Source organism: Dysgonomonadaceae bacterium zrk40 (genome assembly GCA_016916535.1).
In the GTDB taxonomy this organism is placed as follows: domain Bacteria; phylum Bacteroidota; class Bacteroidia; order Bacteroidales; family Dysgonomonadaceae; genus Proteiniphilum.
Genome location: CP070276.1, coordinates 203,657 through 226,773 on the forward strand (window position 1 = coordinate 203,657; position 23,117 = coordinate 226,773).

A 23,117-nucleotide genomic window follows, 5' to 3' on the forward strand; every position below is an offset into this window, starting at 1 on the left:
TTTTTTGTTAAAAACTTTTTGCGGGACATCTTTAATCTAGTTTGAAACCGAATTGTAATATTTATGAAGCTGAAACTCCCAATACTTAAGCTGAAACGATCTTATACTCGGGTATAGAGTCTGAGCTATTTTCATTCAATTCGAGGGAGTACCCCTTGAAGTTATTTCCTGCATTCGAAACAATTATTCTTCTAAAATCGTGAGAAGTAAGCTTGACCAAGATGTTCTGATCTTTTACAGTGTATATATGAAACTTATGTTTTTCATCTTCTTCTGGATCAACATATCCATCTATCAACATACGTTTGTTTTGATCGATTTTTATGAGATGGGATGAGTTATTAAAATACGCTAACAATATATTCCAGCTTTCTTGGATATCTTTTCCCAACTTTAATCGAAGTAATTCTGATTTTATTTTTTCCAGGTTATTCATATTTGCGAGATTTAAAGTAATGACAAATTTATAAAACAATACTTCGGTAAATATTCAATTAACTAATTAAAATTCAATGATTTACGCAACATAGTTTAACATAAAAAAGATGGTTAAGTAGCTGATAATCAGTATCTTTATAGCTGATGAAAGCCTAATAAAGATGGATAAAACCAGCATACTTAACCAATATAGAGGTATCTGTAGTGATGTTCTTGGTGAACTAACTACGAAGTTAAACAAAAGTTTCAAATCATTCCTTATGGAGACGCTTATTTTGTATCTGGTCATTCCCGGGAGGATTAATTTCCTACAATTAGGGAGATATGGCAAGTCGTGTGAACAGCGATTTCGCCAGAACTTCTCGAAGGATTTTGATTGGCTGGAGTTTAACTTGTCTTTGTCTGATAGGGTATTAACCGGAGATCGCAAGGCTATTGCCATTGATCCCAGTTATATAACCAAATCAGGAAAGAATACCCCTTGGATTGGTTACTTCTGGTCGGGTGCAGCCGGTCAGGCGAAAAGGGGATTGGAAATCCTGGGAGTGGGCCTTATAGACGTCGACAATAAGGATTGCATCAGTCTACAGGCCGTTCAGACTCCGGACCGTCAAACCCTGGAGAGTCGTGATGCCAACCTGATCGACTGGTACCTGCTGGTCATTAAATCGATGCGGGATAAACTCCATCGGACAAGCCGTTACGTGGTTGCCGATGCCTACTTCGCAAAGAACAACTTCGTTATGGGTCTGCAAGAGATGAAGTTTGATCTGGTCAGCCGTTTCAGGGATGATGCCGCACTTTATTATCCAACACTGCAGAAACCAACGGGCAAGAAAGGCAGGCCTAAACTCTACGACGGAAAGATTGATATGGCCAACCTGGATACAACCAGAGTGCAAAAGATCAATATTGATAACGGTGATCTCTACACCTTGATAGCCTATTCAAAATCTCTTAAACAGATGGTCAGGCTTGTCGTCTGGTATTCCAAAGATGGGAAAAAACCAAAACTGTTCTTCTCTACCAATTCTAAGATGAGCGGGAAGGATGTCATAGAGTATTACCGCACCCGTTTTCAGATCGAGTTTTGCTTCAGGGATGCAAAAGGCTTCACAGGACTGATGCAATCGCAGGCAAGGGATGTAGCAAAGCTATCGTTCAACTTTAATGCATCTCTTACCTCGGTTAACCTGGCAAAGGTGTTGGCAAAGGAGAAAGGCATCCCCTTTTCGATGGCATCATGTAAAACAATGATACACAACGCTTATCTGCTTGAACGATTTATTTGCGTGTCTGGCATTAAACCGAACAGAAGATTAAATGATAAACTTGTTAAAGAACTCGTGGAGTTTGCAGCCATTGCTGCATGACTCATATAGTAAATTTTTAACGGACTATTGATATATAGTAAGGCACAATTATTTTATTTTAATATATATCTCTTTTCCTAATTCCGAAATGAAATTTATTGTATCACTTAACATTTGTCCATCAATCGGCCATTTACGTCCGGGGTATGATGGATCCATATCTGCTTCATGCGCAATTTTATTTCGTCGGTCAACAACAAGCTTCAATTTAATTTTCAGGTCACCTGCACTTATGTGAAAACTTGGGGCCACTTCCTCCCAAACTTTCTTATCGCTTATGAGCCTCAATGCATCAGCAATTTTAATCGGGTCATGAAATGTTAACCAAGAATGCTTTTGTCTTATATGTGAGGCAATTGTATTGGAAGTGGGTCGTCCTGATTGTGCTATAGAAATTGGAATAGGGTATTCATTAAATGAATTCGTTGCATCTCTGCGAGCATTAAATATTTCGAGCATCTCTTCTAAAACAAATGAATGAATAAAATGATCAAGGGTACTTACAACGAGTACTATTTGCGCTCTATACAAATCTGAAACATCTATGAGATTTGTAGTAAGTTTATCTACTTGTTTAATGGTTGCATTCAAATCTCTTATTCTTGAAATACCATTATTAAATTGAATTATTGAGTCATTCATTATGATGTCAAACTTTCAATTCTACTGGCTAAATTTTCAAATATTTGGTCAAATTCATCTCTTTTCGATTGATCCTGAAGTAGAACTTTCCCCACATGGCCAAATTGCTCATCACTCAACGCAAACACCGGAGTTTTATGATTTTGTGATGTTGCTATTAAGGTATTAAAGTCGGGAATTTGGACTAGGCAATAATTACGTGTGAAATCAGCACCTATTTCTAAATATTCAGTAGCGGAAAGAGCCATTCCTATTTCTTGAAGTTTCGGCACAAGACCTTCTGAAACTGCAACATTTATTCTGTCTATCCAACCTTGAAATCCTTCAGTTGCTTCCCCTTTTCTGGGTCGATATTTTTGAACTACTGTTCCAAGAAATTTGGGAAACCCTTTAGGAAAGGGATACGCAGCTTCTTCTAGTTCTTCTAAACTTTGAGCACGCGCTGACCATTGAACCCAGCGAGGGAACACCGACGTTAGTGAGTCAATGGCCATCTTGGAAAAGTAATCAGGTGCAGTCGGAACTAAAAAATAATCACATGTCATCAATATATTTTGATTTAAAGCTCCAAGGCTTGGATTCATATCAATTAAAACATAATCAAAATTATGGATTTCGATTTCTTTATTAACGAAATACGAAAATGCACCTGGTACATTTTTAAGTGCTTGTATTGAACTTGACAGTTCTTGCGCAATACCTAATGTTATTTCATATTCTGAAAAATTTATGTGACCAGGAATCAAATAGAGATTTTCGCGATTACGCACCTCAATTGGTTCAATTGCTTCAATCAAACGTGGCATAGATTCATACGCTGGCTTTAGTGCAGATTTAATATTACGATCAGGATTATCCAGATAAAATTGTTCAAAGTCATCGTCACCTGAATATCCTAATATAAGACCAGTCAAATTGCATTGCGGATCCGCATCTATCAATAGAACCTTATGTCCTTTTTCAGCTAATTTCCACCCTACATTAAAAGTTGTGGTTGTCTTACTTACTCCACCTTTGTGATTAAATAATGCAATTTTTTTTGTCATCATATTTTTATGTGATATTTTTGATATAATTGTGCTTTACAGATGAATATAAGAATAGTAGCCGTCAGCATGGCAATTTCTTTTCAAGTTACATTAAAGCAGAAACAGGCTATATCCGATGAATTTACAACTGTTTGTCTATTGTTTTTTATATTGTTAGCTCTCGTTATTCCTATTCATCAAATGCCATTTTTGTGATATGATGATTTTCATACAATAGAAAAATCGAATAAGGTTTAATCATAGAAGACACTAATTCATCCACTTCTAATGGTTTTAATTTATCATCCTCTTTTCTCATTTTCTGAAGGATGCTATATAGAAAAAGAGAATGTAAATATATTGACAAGAAATATTTGTCAGTGATATATTTTAACTCTTTTTCTGTAGTAATCCTGTTCTTTGAAACAAATTGTTTTAATACAAAAGCATCCATATTAACTACAATACCATCTACCAACAGTTCTTTTGAATCATCATCTATTGAACAGATTACTTTGACAATATCATGACCGTCCCAATTAAATTCATACCATGAAATTCCATCTTCGCTTTTAGGATTCTCATATGCCTTTTTTGGAGTAGGTAAATTTGGATACGTCTCTGTTTTTTTGTCTTCTATTTTATGAGGTGGACTTATTTTCTCGTCAACTTTAACAGTAAAGACGCATGTCAAATCATTACCCGGATTACTTAGTGTCGCTTTAATTTCAACTTCATCTCCAATTTGAGCCTGTTCAGTGGGCTTGACAATAAGTTTGATGGAACCATTTGTTGGACCCTCTCTTTCTACAGTTATTATGTCTACAACTTCGTTTGGACTAGGATTAGATGTTTTAACTACGTTGTCATTAATATTTCTTTTTTGTAATATTTCTACCTCAAATTGTCCTTTTTCATATGGTCTGAATAAATAATCATCCTCAACATCTGTTTCAAAAAATACTTTTCCCTGACTATTAATAGGTATAGTTTTGTATGTTTTGCCATGATTACTATGTTTTAAGTTAAATATTGATGGAAATCTATTAAGTTTTTTTTGTTCTTCTTTTTTTATTGGTGTTGTTTTTTTTCCTTTAGTTTTCAGAAAATTTAAAGCACCATTTTTCCTAAGTAGATTTATAACATCATCATCAACAGGAAGCTTTGACAATAAATTAGTGATTAATTCATTATCAGAATCAGAATTCTGGAATATGGCGTTTTTCCAGTCATTGTTTATTTCTTTTAATTGTTCACTTTTTCGAAGCACTTCAATGATTACATCTCGCAAGTTTTCTGTTTTAGGACCTTGTTTTAAATGAGTTCGATTTGACATAAATAAATCTTGTCGGATGCTTGTCGGGATTTTTGTGCAATCAACATGAATCAACAGATGTTTTTTTAAAAGAGAAAAACCCAAATCTTGTGAAATAAAAGACTGACCTTCAAATCCATGTACCTGACCATTTAGTGTAAAAATAATTGATTTATTTTTGATGAATTCACCATGGTCTACTACCTTGTCAAAAATAATTGCTTCAATATTCACTTCTCCTACAGCTGAATTTGGGGGGATATTAAATTGTATGATTTTTTGAACTTTATTTCTATCATCAATAGCGATTCTCGTACGATTTCCGAGAAGTGGTTTATCTGGTGTTTTACCTGCATAGTCTCTTTTTTCGAAAACAACTAAAGGTAGAGGTAAATTAAACATAAATTGATTCAAATCTCTCCACAAATCAAGTGTAATATCTGAACGAGACCCTCTTGGTAACTGGTATGAGTAAAGTTTTACAATACTACCACTGGTGAACAATCTATTTTTTAAACCAATATCAATTGAATCTATTAGAAATGAAGGTATCTTAGAATTTGGACAGAAATATTCATACCAAGTTGCTTTCCCATATTCATACTCTTCTTCCTTAGACAAAGGATGCCTTCTTACAAGGGTAAAACCTAATTCTCCATTTGATTCAAAATCAGGATGCCTTTTTGAAGCAATTAACTGGTATTTGTTTTCTCCGCAAAAAACGACTGCTCCAGTAGACCCCATATTATATTTGCCTTGGACAAAATGGATATTTGTTTTATTGTTACGATGCAGAGAAAGAAATGTGTTATAAAAATTTTCAGGATTTTGACCCTCTCCATTGTCGTAGATAACTAAAGACGGTTGTTTTTTGTCACCAAATGCTAATACTTGGATATTTTCCGCTAATTCTCTTCTTGATTTTGGGTCAAGTTCTCCTATTTCCCCATCCTTTACATTATAAAACAATTCAACTGCCTTCTTCATTGAATTTGGAGCTTCTTTTGATTTTGGATCTAATCCTTTTAATTTACATTCTTTAATAAGAATTGCATCTATTGAATTCGTTATTTTTTCAATTAAAGCAGGGACAGGATGATTTTGTTGACTTTCAAAAGTCCCGAAGTTCCCCTTATTATCTCCATATGGTCTCCAGTTTTCTGACATTTCAAAAATGGCATTTTCAGAAATAATCTTAGTTATTTCATTTTCATCGTGAGTCTTGTACAAATCCCAAAATAATTTTTCCATCATATCAGTTTCTTTATTTCAAATGAAAACTAACGGACGAACGGAAGATTTGCGAGAGATATTCACTATCACTGGTAATCTCGTAAATCCTGTGTTCAACGATGTCTCCGTGATGCGAATAATTGAATGCAGGATGTAATCCATCATTCGTTCTCCCTACTAACAGAAAGCGATATAGGGAGAAAGTGTTATTAACGCAATTAAAATCCAACTTTCGTAATTACTAGATTTACAAAATTCTATTATCCCAAAGTAAATGGAGGTGGTTACGATAGATATTAAAATGCGATTACAGTTATCTAATCATGCGTTACTCATTAGTATATGTAGTCAAAAACCCAAAGTTAATAAAAAATGTAAATTGAAAAAACAAAATTGTTAATTATTTTTTTCAGTTTCCCTCTGCACTTTGATCGCTACCTACCAACGATAATCGATTGTGAAATAAGCACCTCGTGTCAGCCCTACTATTTTGTAATTGCTCTTGCTTATATTCTTTTAAAACCTTATCCTAGGCTTGTGTTATTAAATCTGATACCTCTTTATTCCCCAAAGACCTGAGTCAAGCCGCAAAGATTGGACTAATATTTGACACCTTGTGTCATTCATCTCATTTGTTTAAATGAAAATAGGAACCTATTTGGCTAGACATGGGCAAGGACTCGGCCTCTGCCTCTCCAATTTTTATGGGAGGGGCATGGGAGGGGCTTTGGAGGGGCATTGGAGGGGCACCGGCCCAGTCCTTGTCAAATCCTTTCACAAAAGCTGCACAAAGAGTACCATATTGAACTTCTGCCGGTATGATCTGAGTGGGTTCATGCAGTTGCGTGGGGCCGCAGGAGGGCAGCCTAAAACCCCTCCAGCTCCATGAAGACGGTGGGGAGCAGCAGGAGAAAAGCGAGGAAAAAGAGCAGCAGTAGGATCTTCCAGAACCACTTAACCCACACGTCGAAGGGTACCCTGGCAATGCCGAGGGCGCCGATCAGCACGGGGGAGGTGGGGGTGATCATGTTGGTGATGCCGTCGCCAAACTGGTAGGCCATCACGGTGGCCTGGCGCGAGAGGCCGATCACATCGGAGAAGGGTGCCAGAATGGGCATGGTGAGGGCCGCCTTGGCCGACCCGGAGGGGATGAAGATGTTGATCACCGACTGCATCACGTACATCCCGCCGATGGTGAGTACCTTGCCGGCATCCTGCATCAACAGCGCCAATGAGTAGAGGATGGTGTCGATGATCCTGCCCTCGGTGAGGATCTGGATGATGCCCCCGGCCAGCGCGATGACAAGTGCCGCGGTCAGCATATCTTTCACCCCGGCGATGAACTCCCTGGTGATGGCGCCGGCGGTCATGTTGTTGGCGATGCCGGCCAGCAACCCCATGCCGAGGAAGAGTGCCGAGATCTCCTCGAGGTACCAGCCATAGCCCATCACACCGGTCACCAGGAAGAGGATGGTGAAGAGCAGCAGGTTGAGGATGAAGAGTTGTGCGGACTTCCTGATGGCGAGGAACGAGGTGACCGCGAACAGGAGGGTGATGGCCGGGATGAGCGGGAGGGTGAGTTCACTTGCCCCCGCCGAGAGGGTGGTGAGGGGATAGCGGAAGGAGAGGAACCCCAGGAGCAGCGTCAGCAGCAGGTAGAGCAGCCGGGCACTTCTCCCGGCGGGGAAGCTCAGCTGCTGCGATTCGCTCTCTGCCTCCCGCTTGCGCCAGTAGGCATCGGCACGATACATGGGGGATCGCTCCGGGTTCTTCTTTACCCTGGCAGCATAGAGCAGGGTGATGACAATCGCGACCCCTGTCAGGATGACCCAGCTGAAGAGCCTATAGCCGATGCCGGAGAAGAGGGGCAGGCCGGAGAGCCCCTGTGCGATGCCGATGGTGAAGGGGTTGAGCGTGGCACCGGTGAAGCCGATGTGGGCGGCCACATAGACCATCATCAGGCCGGTGAGCGAGTCGTACCCCATGGAGATGGCCAGCGGCACGATGATGATCACGAAGGCGAGCGTCTCCTCGCTCATCCCGAAGATGGAGCCGAAGGCGCTGAAGAGGAGCATCACCAGGATGATCACCAGGTTGTGGACCCCCACCCTGCCGAGCAACGGATGCTTGTCGAGCCGGGCGGTCACCTGCAGGAAGGAGTAGATGCCGCTGTCCACGGCACGGCTGCTGTTGAGGATCTGAAAGGCGCCGCCGATGATGAGCACGAAGGCGATGATGGCGGCCTGCCGTTCGAAGCCGGCAAGAAAGGAGGAGAAGATCTGCCAGCTCTGGGGTGACCGCTCCACGCGGTGGTAGGAGTTGTCGACCACCACCTCCCTGCTGATCCCCTCCACCTCCACGGTCTCGTAGTGGAATGCTCCCGCGGGTACAATCCAGGTGAGCAGGGCGCAGAAGATGATCAGCGAAAAGATGATCACCAGGGTATGGGGCGTCTTCTTCAGCATCTGATGGCTTTAGAAGGGAGGCTCATCGTAGTAACCGCCCGCGGGTGGGAAGGGCTCGGCGGACGAAGGGCCGTTGAATTCAGGCGGAACATCTTCCTTCGCGCCGCTTTCGGGGGTGATCTTCCAGGCTTTCACATCGGTGTACCATTTTCCGTTGAACTCGCGGCTTTCGATGTCGAACGAGATGTCGTAGTTTTGTTCGGGGGTGAGGGTGACCCCGTCGAGCTTGTCGCCCCAGATGGAGACACAGACCTTCTTGGGATATTGTCCCGGTGTCTCCACGATGATATCCTGTTTCTTCCACTCTCCGTTACGGCCTTTTCCCGTCTGCAACGGGAGTATCTCTAGCAGTTTCGCTGTTAATTGCATGCTTGTCTCTTTTTCTGATTCTCCGGGAGCAGATGGCTCCCGCATAAACGGCAAAAATAACCATTTTTCCGCTCCGGAGGGCTCTTTTTCGGGTTTAGTTTTCAACAAAAAACCCGGACCTTTCGGTTCCGGGCTTCCTGTGTGGCCAGTGACGGCTCAATTGGTGTAGCTCTCTTTTACGAATGCTGCGTTGTTGAGATAGTCGTAGCTCTCCTGAACACCTTCAAGCGGGGTGCCGGTGTAACGCTCTACCTCTACTACCATGTACTTGGCTCCGGACTGCTCTACGTTGTTGAAGATGCCTTCAAAATCTACCTTGCCGCTCTTGCCCAGCTCCAGCTCATCCTTGATGTGGAGCACCTCGAAACGACCGGGGTAGTTGGTAAAGTAGTCGACAGGGTTCTTGCCGCCCTCGCCTACCCAGTAGACGTCCATCTGGAAGAAGACCTTCTCGGGATCGGTGTTGTTGAGCATGTAATCGTACATCAGCTCTCCCTCCACTTCGGTGAACTCGAAGTTGTGGTTGTGGTAGCCAAAACGGAGGCCGGCAGCGTTGCACTTCTCACCCACCTGGTTGAAGTAGTCGCAGTATGCCTGCAGGTCGACCAGTGTCTTGGGGGTCGGGATCCAGGCCACCACCAGGTATTTCATCCCGGCATCCTTGTGTGCCTGTATGGCGGTGTCCCACCATGCCCAGGTCTCTTCCCAGTTGGTGTCGGAAGCGGGGTCGGCCAGCGGTCTGCCCGCGTGTGAGGAGAGCACCTCCATGCCGGCATCCTCGATCGATTGCTTGAATTCAGCCGGGGTCAGGTCGTAAAACAAACCGTCGTTGTATCCCGCTGCTTCCACGCCGATGTAGCCCATTTCGGCGGCCTTGGCGATGGTGCCTGCATAATCGGCCTTGATGTCGTCGCGCAGGGAGTAAAGCTGCAGGTAGATATCCTTCTTCGGCGCTGCTGCTTCCTCTTTTTTCGCTCCTTGCGTGCAGGAGGAGAACAGGAACAATCCACTCATCAGTGCGAGGGTTAAGAATTTGATTTTCTTCATTCTGTTGACTTTTAGAAACGAATCACCCGGCCCGGAGGCTAAATGATTGTTGTGTGTGTGTTTGATTAATCGAGTACTTTTAGTTTGATGTTACGGAACCATACATCATCGCCATGGTCCTGCAGGCCGATGAAGCCTTCCTGGTTTTCACCACCGGCGTTGAGGAAGTTGGGCCAATCCTTGAACTTGCTGTTGGCTACCATCTCATTCCAGTCGTCGGTCCAGAGGTGATATTCCACCACGTTCTCGCCGTTCTGCGAGTGTACCACCGTGCCCTTGTAGACCAGCACGCCGCCGGTGTTCCATTCGCCGGCAGGTTTTGCGTTCTGGGGAACGGCAGGAACAAGGTCATAGAGGGAGGCGGACTGACGGTTGCCATCCTTGCCCAGGCGGGCATCGGGGTGACGCTCGTTGTCGAGTACCTGGTACTCGGGGGAGGATTCGTAGATGGGCTTGCCTTCTACCTCTTGTGCCAGATAGAACAGGCCGCTGTTGCCTCCTTCCGAGACCTTCCACTCGAAGGTGAGCTCGAAATTCTTGAACTTCTGATCGTAAACGATGTCGCCACCATCGGCTGCACCGGCTTCACCCATGCCCGATCCGTTGATCTTGATGGCGCCCTCTTCGATGGTCCAGGCTGCCGGCATGTCGGTGCGGTTGTAACCTCTCCAGCCGGTGAAATCTTCCCCGTTGAACAGGGAGATCCATCCTTCGTCGGCAGCTGCAACTTCGGTGGCTGCCTCCGACTCACTTGTCTTTTTGTTTGCGTTGGTACATGACATAAAAATCATTCCTGATAAAATGAATAAACCAAATAGATAAAATACTTTTTTCATAAAAACGCTCTTTTTTATATGACTAAACTTGAAACGAAAATGATTATTTGGGCATCGCCGGCAGCTGCCAGCCATTCTTGTAAGTATGCTTGATCATCTCGTTGGCATAGGCTACCGCATTCACCGGGTCGGTCATGGTCTTGTTGAAGGTGGGGTGACCGTCGGTGATCTTGAAGCCATCTTCCACGATGGTCTGTAGGGTGGCATCTTGCGGGATGTTGGTGAACTGCATGTTGTTGCCGTCCCACGCCAGCTCCTGGTTGAGCGACTGCAGCCGCACGGCCAGCACGCCCATCACCACCATCTCGTTGAAGGGTCCTGCTTCCGAGAAGGGAGAGGCTGTCTCCACACGGTTCTCGGGACTCTCCTTGCAGGCACGTACCCAGTCCATCTCGTGCGAGAGGGTCACCTCACGCTGCGTCTTGGGGGAGTTGGGTGTGCGACCGGAGACCAGCCACGGGTCCTTGCCGTAGCATCCGCAGATGAGGGTGTCTTTCGAGCCGTGGAAGATGACGCCGCCACCGGCATCGTTGAGGTTCTTCCCGGCAGGGACTCCTTCGGGGCGCATGGGCTGCAGCCCGCCGTCGTACCAGAAGACTTCCACCTCGGGCATCGCCACCTTGGGCAGGTTGTCGCGCCGGGGGAAGAGATATTTCACCATCTGCGCGTTGGGGGCACAGTCGGTCAGCAGCATGGTGGAGGAACCCTGCACCTTGGTGGGGTAGCCCAGGTTGAGACCCTTGAACACGGGGTGGAGGATGTGGCAGGCCATGTCGCCCAGGGCGCCGGTACCGAAGTCCCACCAGCCACGCCAGTTCCAGGGGTGATAGATCTCGTTGAAGGGACGCTTGTTGGCCGGCCCGATGAAGAGATCCCAGTCGAGGGTGCGGGGCACCTTATGTGCTTCCTTGGGGGTCATGAGTCCCTGCGGCCAGATGGGACGGTCGGTGAAGGTCTCTACTTTTCTCACTTCTCCTATCTGCCCATCGGCAATCCAGTCGATCACCTGACGCACACCGGCACCGGAGGAGCCCTGGTTGCCCATGCTGGTGGCTATCTTGTGCTTTTTGGCCAGATTGGTGAGCAGTCGCGATTCATAGACGCTGTGGGTCAACGGCTTCTGCACGAACACATGTTTCCCCATGGTCATGGCATCGGCGGCAACGATGGCATGGGTGTGGTCGGCGGTGGCCACGACAACCGCATCGATCGACTTGCCCAGCTCTTCGTACATCTTACGGTAGTCGTAATATTTCTTTGCATTGGGGAAGTAGTCGAACACCCGTTTGCTGTATTTCCAGTCTACGTCGCACAAACCGATGATGTTCTGGCTCTCCAGGTTCTTCAGGTTGCTGAAGCCCATACCGCCCACGCCCACGCCGACAATGTTCAGCTTATCGCTTGGAGCGGTGTGTCCCAGGTTCTTCCCCAGCACGCTGGAGGGTACAATGGTCAATCCGGCAGCGGCAAAGGCACCTGCTTCCAGAAACTTTCTTCTTGAGATTTTTGATGACATAATTTTTGCAGATATTTTGTGAATATTTTAAGGGTAAATTGTGCAAAATGGGTGGAATGTTGCATCCACGCGGTAAATTTACCAAAAAAAAACCTATCTTTCACAGATATTTCTCCTATTTTTGTGAGAAACAGTAGAGAATGATGGTGCTCCCCCGCGGGGGCAGTCTCATTCTCGACGTATGTAAGGCCGACTAATTTAAAGGAATGAACTATGAACCAAAACAGCTTTTTAAACCTTATTGAGCAGAGCGTTCGCACCCACTGGGAGATGCCTGCGATGACCGATTTCCAGGGAAAAACCTATCTCTACAAAGATTTTGCACAGGAGATAGACCGGCTGCACGACTTTTTCAGGGAGGCCGGCGTGGAGCGGGGTGACAAGATCTCCCTCTGCGGGAAGAACTCTGCCAACTGGGCCATCGCCTTCTTCGCCACCCTCTCCTACGGGGCCGTTGCCGTGAGCATCCTCCATGAGTTCGACAAGGAGAGCGTGCAGTTCATCGTGGATCATTCCGATTCGAAGATCTTCTTTTCGGATGAGAGTATCTGGAAGGAGCTGGAAAGCGAAAAGCTGCCCAAGGTGGAGACGGTCTTCTCGCTCGACAACTTTGCACTGCTGACCACCACCTCCGAGAAGCTGCAATCCTTCGCGGCAAATGCGGAGAAGTTTTTCGAGGACAAGTATGCCAGGGGCTTCTTCGTGAACGACATCTCCTTCCGTACAGACAAGCCTGAGGAGCTGGCGGTGATCAACTACACCTCGGGTACCACCAGCAGCCCCAAGGGGGTGATGATTCCCTACCGCAGCCTCTGGTCGAACACCAAGTTCGCCAACGACTGCCTGGAGTTCATCCACGCCGGCGACAACATTGTTTGCATGCTGCCCATGGCACATACCTACGGGCTGGCCTTCGAGATCCTCAACTCCATCTCCATGGGTTGCCACATCCACTTCCTGGGCAAGACCCCTTCACCCAGGGTACTGCTCGACGCGTTTGCAAGGGTGAAGCCCAAGCTGGTGCTGGCGGTGCCGCTCATCATCGAGAAGATCGTGAACAAGAGCGTGCTGCCCAAGCTGCAGAAGGGTGCCGCGAAGGTGATGTCGCAGGTACCGCTGCTCAATCAGCTGGTATACGCCAAGGTGCGGAAGTCGATGATTGAGGCGTTCGGCGGCAGCCTCAACGAGGTGGTGATTGGCGGTGCCGCCATCAACCCCGACGTGGAGAAGTTCCTCCGCAAGGTACGCTTCCCCTACACGGTGGGTTACGGCATGACCGAATGTGGGCCCCTGATCTCCTACTCCTACTGGACCGCGTTCAAGGAGCACTCCTGCGGCAAGGTGGTGGACCGGATGGAGGTGCGCATCGACTCAGAAGATCCGCAGCATACAGTGGGTGAGATTCAGGTGAGAGGTGCCAACGTGATGCAGGGATACTACAAGAACGAGGAGGCCACGAAGCATACCTTCACCGACGATGGCTGGCTGAAGACCGGCGACCTGGGGGTGCTGGACAGCGAGGGCTATGTCTACATCCGCGGCAGGGACAAGAACATGATCCTGGGACCCTCGGGACAGAACATCTACCCCGAGGAGATTGAGGAGAAGATCAACGCCCTGCCCTACGTGAGCGAATCGCTGGCCATCGAGGAGAACAGGAAGATTGTGGCACTGATCGTGCCCGACATGGATGTGATGAAGGAGCATGGCATCGACAGCAAGCAGATGGAGCATCTTTTCGGGAAGCTGATCGGCGAGATCAACGGCAAGCTGCCCAATTACAGCAAGATCGCTTCCTTCCGCCTGCGGGACGAGGAGTTTGAGAAAACACCCAAGCGGAGCATCAAGCGGTTCAAGTACCAGCAGAAGAGTTGATCGTACAACCCCCTTAAACGAACTGACACTCCATAAAAAGAACTTATACCCCTTATAATGAAGAAGTCCGGGTCTTACGCCCGGACTTCTTATTTTTATGCTGGTCTCAATACTCGTTCCAGCTTCTGATCTCGATATCCTCCTCACCCATCTTGCAGATGGCGGTGATGAAGGCACTGGCCAGTCGCGAGTTGGTGATCAGCGGGATGTTGTAGTCCACCGCACCGCGACGGATGATGTATCCGTTTGTCAGCTCCCGTCGCGTCACATCCTTCGGGATGTTGATGATCAGGTCGAACCGTTTGTCGGCAATCATCTGGCGGATGTTGTTTTCACCATCTTCATCGGGCCAGTTGACATCGGTGGCGGGGATGCCGTTCTCCTCGAGGAACTTCTGCGTGCCGTGGCTGGCGTAGAGCTTGTAACCCTGTTCGCCCAGCAGCTTGCAGGCCTCCAGCAGGTCCACCTTCGACTTCACCTCGCCGGAGGAGATGAGGATACCCTTCTCTTTTTGCGGGAAGCGATAGCCCACAGAGAGCATCGACTTGAGGATGGCATCGTGGAAATCCTCGCCGATGCATCCTACCTCGCCGGTGGAGGACATGTCCACACCCAGCACCGGGTCGGTGTTCTGGAGGCGGGAGAAGGAGAACTGCGACGCCTTCACGCCGATGTAGTCTAGGTCGAACACCGAGCTGTCGGGTTTGCGGAAGGGGGCATCGAGCATGATGCGGGTGGCAGTATCAATGAAATTCTGTTTCAGCACCTTCGAGACAAAGGGGAACGAGCGCGATGCACGCAGGTTGCACTCGATCACCTTGATCTCGTTGTTCTTGGCAAGATACTGGATGTTGAACGGTCCGGAGATGTTGAGTGCCCTTGCGATCTGCTTGGAGATCTTCTTCACGCGGCGCATCGTCTCGAAGTAGAGCTTCTGCGCGGGGAAGACCAGCGTGGCATCGCCCGAGTGGACACCGGCAAACTCCACATGCTCGGAGATGGCATACTCCACCACTTCCCCGTTGCGGGCCACGGCATCGAACTCGATCTCCTTGGCGTTTTGCATGAAGGAGGAGACCACCACGGGGAACTCTTTCGAGACGTTGGCGGCCAGCTGCAGGAAGGTGTGCATCTGTTCGCTGTCGTAGCAGACGTTCATGGCAGCTCCCGAGAGCACATAGGAGGGGCGGATGAGCACCGGGAAGCCTACCTCCTCGACGAAGCTGTCGATCTCGTCGAAGCTGGTGAGCTCCTTCCAGCGGGGCTGGTCGATGCCCAGCTCATCGAGCATGGCGGAGAACTTGTGACGGTTCTCGGCCCGGTCGATGGAGAGGGGCGAGGTGCCCAGGATGGGTACCTCCTGCCGGTGCAGCTTCATGGCCAGGTTGTTGGGGATCTGTCCCCCCACGGAGACGATGACGCCCTTGGGTGTTTCGATGTCGATCACGTCGAGCACACGTTCGAAGGTAAGCTCATCGAAGTAGAGGCGGTCGCACATGTCGTAGTCGGTGGAGACCGTCTCCGGGTTGTAGTTGATCATCACCGACTGGTAGCCGAGCTCACGTGCGGTCTGCACGGCATTCACCGAGCACCAGTCGAACTCCACAGAGGAGCCGATGCGGTAGGCACCGGAGCCCAGCACGATCACGGTCTCTCCCTCCTCGCGGTGGGGGGTGTAGGCCTTGTCGGAGCCGTAGGTGAAGTAGAGGTAGTTGGTCTTGTCGGGGTGGTCGGAGGCCACGGTGTTGATGCGGCGCACCACAGGCAGCACCGACAGCTGCTTGCGTCTGTTGCGCACGCGTATCAGATCTTCTTCGAGGCTGCCTTCCGGATCTTCCACGAAGCGTGCGATCTGGAAGTCGGAGAAGCCGAGCCGCTTGGCCTCATGCAGCACCTCTGCGGGCAGCTCTTCAATCTTCTGGTAGGTGGAGAGCACCTTCGAGTAGTTGTGTATGTTCTCCAGCTTCTCCAGGAACCAGCGGTCGATCTTGGTCAGCTCTTCGATCTGAGCCACGGTATATCCTTTTTCGAGGGCATCGGCGATGGCGAAGATGCGCAGGTCGGTAGGCTTGGAGAGCGACTCTTCCACATTGTCGAAGGTCATCTCACGGTTGCCCACGAAGCCGTGCATCCCCTGCCCTATCATCCGGAGCCCTTTCTGGATGATCTCCTCGAACGACTGGCCAATGGACATGATCTCACCCACCGACTTCATGGAGGAGCCAATCTCGTGGCTCACGCCGTAGAACTTGTTGAGGTCCCACCTCGGGATCTTCACGATCATGTAGTCGACCGAGGGTGCCACGTAGGCCGAGTTGGGTGTGCCCATCTCGCCGATCTGGTCGAGGGAGTAACCCAGTGCCAGCTTGGTGGCGACGAAGGCGAGCGGGTAGCCCGATGCCTTGGAGGCGAGCGCCGAGGAGCGGCTCAGGCGGGCGTTGATTTCGATGATACGGTAGTCGTTGGTCTCCGCGTTGAAGGCGTACTGGATGTTGCACTCACCCACGATGCCGATGTGGCGTACGGTGCGGCGGGCGATATCCTCGAGTAGCGCGATCTGCTCCTTGTCCAGCGTGATGATGGGTGCCACCACGATGCTCTCGCCGGTGTGGATGCCCAGCGGGTCGAAGTTCTCCATCGGCACCACCGTGAAGCAGTGGTCGTTCTTGTCGCGGATCACCTCAAACTCGATCTCCTTCCACCCTTTCAGGCTCTCCTCCACCAGGATCTGGTTGGAGAAGGAGAGGGCGCTCTTGCAGAGCTCGACGAACTCCTCCTCGTTGTTGCAGATGCCCGATCCCTGGCCGCCAAGGGCATAGGCGGAGCGGACCATGATGGGGAACCCGATCTCATGCGCCGCTCGGAGCGCATCTGCGAGGCTCTCCACGGCGTGCGACAGGGGTGTCTTGACCTCAATCTCGTTGAGCTTCTTCACGAACAGGTCGCGGTCTTCGGTGATCATGATTGCCTCGACGGTGGTGCCCAGCACCCTCACCCCATGCTTCTCCAGCACGCCGCTCTGGTAGAGCTCGGTACCGCAGTTGAGGGCGGTCTGGCCGCCAAAGGCGAGCAGGATGCCGTCGGGCTTTTCCTTCGCGATCACCTTCTCTACGAAATAGGGGGTGATGGGCAGGAAGTAGACCTTGTCGGCCACCCCTTCGGAGGTTTGTATGGTGGCGATGTTGGGGTTGATCAGGATGGTTTCGATCCCCTCCTCGCGCATTGCCTTCAACGCCTGCGAACCGGAGTAGTCAAACTCACCCGCCTGTCCGATCTTCAGGGCTCCCGAGCCCAGTAATACTACTTTCTTGATTGATTGGTCCATTCTTAATCTATTTCTTTGCTTTATAATTTTTCTATCTTTTTTCCCTTGTTCAGCTGATCACTGACAACTGATTGCTGACAACTGATCAATACTCCCCCCAGTGCCTGATGCCGATCTCCTCTAACGTGATGCGGCAGAAGGCCTTGATGAAGGCGCTGGCCAGACGCGCGTTGGTGATGAGCGGGATGTTGTAGTCGATGGCGCCCCGCCGGATGCGGTAGCCGTTTGTCAGCTCCCGCTCGGTAAGGTTCTTCGGGATGTTGATCACCAGGTCGAACCGCTTCTCCGCGATCATGTCGTTCACCTTCAGCGCTGCTTCCTCATCGTCGGGCCAGGCTACAAAGGTGCTCTCCACGCCATTCTCCGCGAGGAAACGCTGCGTGCCGCCCGTGGCGAAGAGGTTGTATCCCTTTTGCTGCAGAAGGCGGCAGGCGTCGAGCAGGTCCACCTTCGAGCGGGTACCGCCGGAGGAGACCACGATGTTCTTCCGGGGGATGCGGTAGCCGACAGCCAACATGGCGGTGAGCAGTGCATCGTCGAAATGGGTGCCGATAGCCCCCACCTCTCCGGTTGAGGCCATATCGACTCCCAGCACGGGGTCTGCCTTTTGCAGGCGGGTGAAGGAGAACTGTGAGGCTTTGATTCCCACGTAGTCGAGGTCGAAGGCGGACTTCTCGGGTTGCTCTACGGGGATCTCGAGCATCACTTTCGTAGCAAGCTCTATAAAGTTTATTTTCAATATCTTCGATACGAACGGGAACGATCTTGACGCTCTCAGGTTGCACTCGATCACCTTGATGTCGTTCTCCTTTGCCAGGAACTGGATGTTGAAGGGTCCCGAGATGTTGAGTGCCCTCGCAATCTCACGTGTGATCTGCTTGATGCGCCGGATGGTCTGCACATAGATCTTCTGTGCCGGGAAGAGGATGGTGGCATCGCCCGAGTGGACACCGGCGAACTCCACGTGCTCGGAGATGGCGTAGACCACCAGCTCTCCGTTTTGCGCCACGGCATCCATCTCGATCTCCTTGGCCTCCTCCACGAATTCGGAGACCACCACGGGGTAACGGGCCGATACCTCGGTGGCGAGCGTCAGGAACCGTTCCAACTCATCCTTGTTGGAGCAGACGTTCATGGCTGCCCCGGAGAGGACGTAGGAGGGGCGTACCAGCAGGGGGAAGCCCACCTCATCCACGAAGCGGTGGATCTCGTTGAGGGTGGTGAGCTCCTGCCAGCGGGGCTGGTCGATCTGTAGCCGGTCGAGCATGGAGGAGAACTTGTGGCGGTCTTCGGCGTTGTCGATGCTCTTGGCGGAGGTGCCCAGCAGCCGCACGCCGGCGTTGTCGAGCTTCACCGCCAGGTTGTTGGGTATCTGCCCCCCTACGGAGACGATGACGCCATGGGGGTTCTCCAGCTCGATGATGTCCATCACCCGCTCATAGGAGAGCTCGTCGAAGTAGAGCCGGTCGCACATGTCATAGTCGGTGGAGACGGTCTCGGGGTTGTAGTTGATCATCACCGAGCGGTAGCCCTCGCTGCGCACGGTGTTGAGGGCGTTCACCGAGCACCAGTCGAACTCCACCGAGGAGCCGATGCGGTAGGCCCCGGAGCCCAGGACGATCACCGAGCGGTGGTCACCCAGGTAGTGGACATCGTTCTCGGTGCCGTTGTAGGTGAGGTAGAGGTAGTTGGTTTGTGCGGGGTACTCAGCCGCGAGGGTGTCGATCTGCTTGACCACGGGGAGCAGCCCGCGCTTTTTGCGGTAGCTGCGGATGGTGAGGGGTGCCTCGTCGCTGATCTGCTCCTTCCAGAGGGCGCGTGCCACCTGGTAGTCGGAGAAGCCTTGTTGCTTGGCAAGTTGCAGCAACTCGTCGAAGCCGTTGTTGTGTGCCGCCCCGAAGTCGATCGCTTCGGGCCGGTATGCTTCGAGCTTTTCGGCCGTCTCAACGATATGATGGAGCTTGCGCAGGAACCACTTGTCGATCTTTGTCAGCGCATGGATCTCATCTACTGTGTATCCCTTGCGGAATGCTTTGCTGATGACGAAGATGCGCTGATCGGTAGGCTCGTGCAGAGCCTTGTCGATGTCATCGATCTTCAGCTCCTTGTTCTCCACGAAGCCGTGCATGCCCAGACCGATCATGCGGAGCCCTTTCTGGATGGCCTCCTCGAAGGTGCGCCCGATGGCCATGATCTCGCCCACCGACTTCATGGAGGAGCCGATCTCCTTGGAGACGCCGCTGAACTTGCCCAGGTCCCAGCGGGGGATCTTCACCACGATGTAATCGAGTGCGGGCTCGAAGAAGGCGCTGGTGGAGCGGGTGACCGAGTTTTTCAGGTCGAACAGCCCGTAGCCGAGTCCCAGCTTGGCAGCCACGAATGCCAGCGGGTAGCCTGTAGCCTTGGAGGCGAGGGCCGAGGAGCGGCTCAGGCGGGCGTTCACCTCAATGACACGGTAGTCTTCCGACTCGGGGTCGAAGGCGTACTGCACGTTGCACTCACCCACGATGCCGATATGGCGGATGATGCGGATGGCGAGCTCGCGCAGCTTGTGGTACTCGCTGTTGGTGAGGGTCTGCGAGGGGGCCACCACGATGCTCTCACCGGTATGGATGCCCAGCGGGTCGAAGTTCTCCATGTTGCAGACGGTGATGCAGTTGTCGTAACGGTCGCGCACCACCTCATACTCGATCTCCTTCCATCCTTTGAGCGACTTCTCGATGAGCAGCTGGTCGGAGTAGTTAAATGCCTTGGTGGCGAGGGCATGCAGCTCCTCCTCGTTGTTGCAGAAGCCGGAGCCCAGTCCCCCGAGGGCATAGGCGGCACGTACGATGACGGGGTAGTTGAGCGTGCGCGCAGCCGTCAGCGCCTCCTCCATGGTGGCGGCGGCGAAGCTCTTGATGCTCTTCACCCCTATCTGGTCGAGCTTCTTCACGAAGAGGTCGCGGTCTTCGGTGTCCATGATGGCCTGCACCGGTGTGCCCAGCACTGCGACGTTGTATTTCTCGAAGACACCCGACTTGTAGAGCTCCACGCCGCAGTTGAGGGCTGTCTGGCCGCCAAAGGCAAGCAGGATGCCGTCGGGTTTCTCGCGGGCGATCACCTTCTCCACGAAGAGGGGTGTCACCGGCAGGAAGTAAATCTTGTCGGCGGAGCCTTCGGAGGTCTGCACCGTGGCGATGTTGGGGTTGATGAGGATGGTCTCCACCCCCTCCTCGCGCAGTGCTTTCAAGGCCTGCGATCCGGAGTAATCGAATTCGCCCGCCTCACCGATCTTGAGGGCCCCGGAGCCGAGGATCAGCGCTTTCTTGACCTGCAAGGGCCCGGCCGGTGCCGTCTCGTATGGGGTTGTGATTGTTTTGTCGTGGGGTTGTATGCTGTTGTTCATCTTATTCCTCACTTTTAAAGCATTTGTACAAAATCCTGGAAGAAGAAGCGGGTGTCGGTGGGTCCACCGGTCGCCTCGGGATGGAACTGCACCGAGAAAAAGGGTTTGCTCTTGTGGCGTATTCCCTCGTTGGTGCCGTCGTTCATGTTCACGAAATAGGGTTCCCATTCGTTGTTCAGCAGCGACTCATCCACGGCGTAGCCATGGTTCTGCGAGGTGATGAAGCATTGGTTGCTGCCCACCTTGCGTACCGGTTGGTTGTGGCTGCGGTGTCCATACTTCAGCTTGTAGGTGTCGGCGCCGGCCGCCTTTGCCAGCAGCTGGTTGCCCATGCAGATGCCGAAGATGGGTTTCTCCTGCTGCATCGCCTCACGTATGTGTGCCACCGTGGGGCCGCAGTGGTCGGGGTTGCCCGGCCCGTTGGAGATGAAGAGTCCGTCGTAGTGGAGGGTGCTGAAGTCGTAGTCCCACGGCACGCGTACCAGCCGTACCTGCTGTTTGAGCAGCTCACGGATGATGTTGAGCTTCACGCCGCAGTCGACCAGCACCACTGTCTTCTCTCCCTTTCCATATTCAATCACCTCGCTGCAGCTCACCTTCGCCACCAGGTTCTCCTGCTCGGGATCGTAGAACGCCACCTCATCGTCACTGTCGTAAACGATCTTACCCAGCATGGAGCCCTTTTCGCGCAGCACCTTGGTGAGCATGCGGGTATCGATGCCGCTGATGCCGGGGATGCCCTCCGCGCGGAGCCACTGGCCCAGGCTCTCCACGCTGTTCCAGTGTGAGTGCTCCTCGCAGTAATCCTGCACGATGAGCCCACTGACATGGATGCGGTGGGATTCAAAAAAATCGGAAATTCCGTCTGTTGCGCTTTTGGCGGCAACTCCGTAATTTCCGATGATGGGGTATGTGAGTGTTAAAATCTGTCCTTCGTAGGAGGGGTCTGTGAGGCTCTCGGGGTAACCGACCATTGCGGTGTTGAAAACAACCTCTCCCGATGTGGCCTTTTCAGCTCCAAACGATTGTCCATGAAAAACCATCCCGTTTTCAAGGATCAATCGCACCGGCTTGTATCTGTGCATAGTGCCTAAAATGTTATGTTGAATTGAACCTTATTGATATCGGAATACAAAGGTAGCAAAAAAAAGCGAAAAGAGAAACAAACAATCAGCAATCACCCGTTATTTTTAACAAAATGACAACGATTGCTCCTATTGCCTTGTTCCTGTTCACTCCTCCGGGTGCTCCCTCTGCTCCTTGCTGAAACCGAGGATCCACAACACCACCCCCACGATGATCACCACGATGGTGATGATGGGGAAGAATCCGAGCAGGTACTCCCACCCCATCAGGTATCCGAAAAGCAGAAATGCGGCGGCTACGAGTATCGCGGCAAGGGTTGCCAGCAGCTGTGCCGTGCTCTTTTTGAGTCGTGCCATAACCTGTAATTGTATCTGTTTTGATTTTTGGAAGCCAAATATAGCATATTTTTCTGAAAACGCCACTTTTCCGCAAAGATGATTATCTTTGCATGCAAAGGGATTCAATAAAAAATTGCACGTATGAAAAACAGGATCATTGAAGCAGCGATCATAGCCGTGGGTATCACCCTGCTGGGTTACATGATTCGCTCGGGAATTGACAGTTTCAAGGAGAGAGACCGCGTGGTGAGCGTGAAGGGGCTGGCAGAGATGGAGGTGGCGGCCGACAAGGTGGTATGGCCCCTGATGTACAAGGATATCGGAAACGAGCTGCTCTCACTCTACAACAACATTCAAACGAAGAACAACACCATTGTCTCCTTCCTGAAAACCAACGGTATCACTGATGAGGAGATCAGCATCTCACCACCGGAAATCATTGACATGGAAGCGGAGCGTTATGCGGCGCAGGCACCGCAGTACCGTTACAACGCCACCTCGGTGATCACCGTCAGCTCTGGTGATGTGGAGAAGGTGCGAAAGCTGATAGCCGAACAGACGGAGCTGCTGAAGCAGGGGGTAGCCATCACCGGCGGTGATTATCGTTACAGCATCCTCTACGAGTTTACCGGATTAAATGCGATCAAGCCCAATATGATAGAGACGGCCACAAAGAATGCACGAGAAGCTGCCGAGAAGTTTGCAGTGGACTCGGGCAGCAAGCTGGGCAAGATACGCGATGCATCGCAGGGTCAGTTCACCATCACCGACCGTGATGCCAACACCCCATACATCAAGAATGTACGGGTGGTGACCACGGTGAATTACTACCTGAAGAATTAA

16 protein-coding genes are annotated in these 23,117 nt (G+C 50.6%); 3 read left to right on the forward strand and 13 right to left on the reverse strand.

The annotated features are described in order from the left end of the window. Positions 1–85: 85 nt before the first annotated feature. Complete coding sequence (locus tag JS578_00910; GenBank protein ID QRX63857.1) at positions 86–436, reverse strand: hypothetical protein; 351 nt, start codon at positions 434–436, stop codon at positions 86–88. 163 nt (positions 437–599) lie between these two features. On the opposite strand from JS578_00910, the gene JS578_00915 reads away from it, so the two are divergent. Further along, positions 600–1,811: a transposase gene (locus JS578_00915; protein QRX63858.1), complete on the forward strand. Its 1,212-nt coding sequence runs from the start codon at positions 600–602 to the stop codon at positions 1,809–1,811. A 48-nt stretch (positions 1,812–1,859) separates the two neighbouring features. On the opposite strand, the gene JS578_00920 is transcribed toward JS578_00915, so the two are convergent. The 8 genes from JS578_00920 to JS578_00955 all read right to left on the reverse strand — a co-directional run bounded on the left by JS578_00920 (position 1,860) and on the right by JS578_00955 (position 12,262). Then, entirely contained in the window at positions 1,860–2,453 is a 594-nt protein-coding gene (locus tag JS578_00920) for a hypothetical protein (GenBank protein ID QRX63859.1), read from the reverse strand. Then, on the reverse strand, positions 2,453–3,502 hold the full coding sequence (locus JS578_00925) for an AAA family ATPase (GenBank protein QRX63860.1): 1,050 nt from the start codon (positions 3,500–3,502) through the stop codon (positions 2,453–2,455). The genes JS578_00920 and JS578_00925 overlap by 1 nt, the downstream gene beginning before the upstream one ends. A 169-nt stretch (positions 3,503–3,671) precedes the next feature. Then, positions 3,672–6,050, reverse strand: coding sequence for a hypothetical protein (locus tag JS578_00930; GenBank protein QRX63861.1), 2,379 nt, complete (start codon positions 6,048–6,050; stop codon positions 3,672–3,674). Between the two features lie 845 nt (positions 6,051–6,895). Beyond that, positions 6,896–8,494, reverse strand: a complete 1,599-nt coding sequence (locus JS578_00935; protein QRX63862.1) for a YfcC family protein — start codon at positions 8,492–8,494, stop codon at positions 6,896–6,898. Positions 8,495–8,503: 9 nt separating this feature from the next. Further along, complete coding sequence (locus JS578_00940; protein ID QRX63863.1) at positions 8,504–8,863, reverse strand: DUF3127 domain-containing protein; 360 nt, start codon at positions 8,861–8,863, stop codon at positions 8,504–8,506. 156 nt (positions 8,864–9,019) lie between these two features. Beyond that, on the reverse strand, positions 9,020–9,910 hold the full coding sequence (locus JS578_00945) for a sugar phosphate isomerase/epimerase (GenBank protein ID QRX63864.1): 891 nt from the start codon (positions 9,908–9,910) through the stop codon (positions 9,020–9,022). 65 nt (positions 9,911–9,975) lie between these two features. Then, on the reverse strand, positions 9,976–10,746 hold the full coding sequence (locus JS578_00950) for a DUF1080 domain-containing protein (protein ID QRX63865.1): 771 nt from the start codon (positions 10,744–10,746) through the stop codon (positions 9,976–9,978). 43 nt (positions 10,747–10,789) lie between these two features. Then, positions 10,790–12,262 carry a Gfo/Idh/MocA family oxidoreductase gene (locus tag JS578_00955; protein ID QRX63866.1) on the reverse strand — a complete coding sequence of 491 codons (1,473 nt, stop codon included), beginning with the start codon at positions 12,260–12,262 and terminating at the stop codon, positions 10,790–10,792. Positions 12,263–12,475: 213 nt separating this feature from the next. Here JS578_00955 and JS578_00960 point away from each other — a divergent pair, with 213 nt between their 5' ends. Continuing rightward, the gene (locus tag JS578_00960) at positions 12,476–14,137 is read left to right on the forward strand and encodes an AMP-binding protein (GenBank protein QRX63867.1); all 1,662 of its coding nucleotides are present in this window, start codon (positions 12,476–12,478) and stop codon (positions 14,135–14,137) included. A 106-nt stretch (positions 14,138–14,243) separates the two neighbouring features. Here the strand turns inward: JS578_00960 and carB (JS578_00965) are convergent, their stop codons facing one another. The 4 genes from carB (JS578_00965) to JS578_00980 all read right to left on the reverse strand — a co-directional run bounded on the left by carB (JS578_00965) (position 14,244) and on the right by JS578_00980 (position 22,292). Then, on the reverse strand, positions 14,244–17,462 hold the full coding sequence (gene carB, locus JS578_00965) for a carbamoyl-phosphate synthase (glutamine-hydrolyzing) large subunit (protein ID QRX63868.1): 3,219 nt from the start codon (positions 17,460–17,462) through the stop codon (positions 14,244–14,246). An 85-nt stretch (positions 17,463–17,547) separates the two neighbouring features. Next, positions 17,548–20,850 (reverse strand): carbamoyl-phosphate synthase (glutamine-hydrolyzing) large subunit, encoded by a 3,303-nt coding sequence (gene carB, locus JS578_00970; protein QRX63869.1) that lies wholly within the window; start codon positions 20,848–20,850, stop codon positions 17,548–17,550. 14 nt (positions 20,851–20,864) lie between these two features. Next, complete coding sequence (gene carA / locus JS578_00975; GenBank protein ID QRX63870.1) at positions 20,865–21,935, reverse strand: glutamine-hydrolyzing carbamoyl-phosphate synthase small subunit; 1,071 nt, start codon at positions 21,933–21,935, stop codon at positions 20,865–20,867. Between the two features lie 147 nt (positions 21,936–22,082). Beyond that, positions 22,083–22,292: a hypothetical protein gene (locus tag JS578_00980; protein QRX63871.1), complete on the reverse strand. Its 210-nt coding sequence runs from the start codon at positions 22,290–22,292 to the stop codon at positions 22,083–22,085. A gap of 123 nt (positions 22,293–22,415) precedes the next feature. Here JS578_00980 and JS578_00985 point away from each other — a divergent pair, with 123 nt between their 5' ends. Next, a complete protein-coding gene (locus JS578_00985; GenBank protein ID QRX63872.1) occupies positions 22,416–23,117 on the forward strand; it encodes an SIMPL domain-containing protein in 702 nt (233 codons plus the stop codon).